Below are 328 nucleotides of genomic sequence, written 5' to 3' on the forward strand. Positions count from 1 at the left end.
CGCCCGAACTGCTGCGGGATGCGGCAGCGCTGGGCCTGCCGCGCGTGGCGATCGGCGGCCTCACGCCGGACAACGCGCGGCCGCTGGTGGCGGCCGGCGCCGATCTGCTGGCGGTGATCAGCGGCGTGTTCGATGCGCCCGATCCGCGCGCGGCACTGGCCGCGTACCGCGCCTGTTTCGACTGAGGCGCGAGCGCTTCCCTTCTCCCCTCGGTTCCATGGCCCCCTTTTCGGGGGAAGGTGCCCCGCAGGGGCGGATGAGGGTGCGAGCGCAGCCTCGTGCACCCAAACACCGCGCGTCGCTGCGCGCCGGACCCTCACCCCAACCC

1 protein-coding gene is annotated in these 328 nt (G+C 74.4%); it reads left to right on the forward strand.

All coding sequences use genetic code 11. The features are described 5' to 3' along the window. Positions 1-185 (forward strand): thiamine phosphate synthase (locus tag D183_RS25320; RefSeq protein WP_039728764.1); only part of this gene is annotated, 185 nt, incomplete at its 5' end. Positions 186-328: the final 143 nt, after the last annotated feature.

Origin of the sequence: Xanthomonas sp. SHU 199 (assembly GCF_000364665.1) — a bacterium.
GTDB lineage: Bacteria > Pseudomonadota > Gammaproteobacteria > Xanthomonadales > Xanthomonadaceae > Xanthomonas_A > Xanthomonas_A sontii.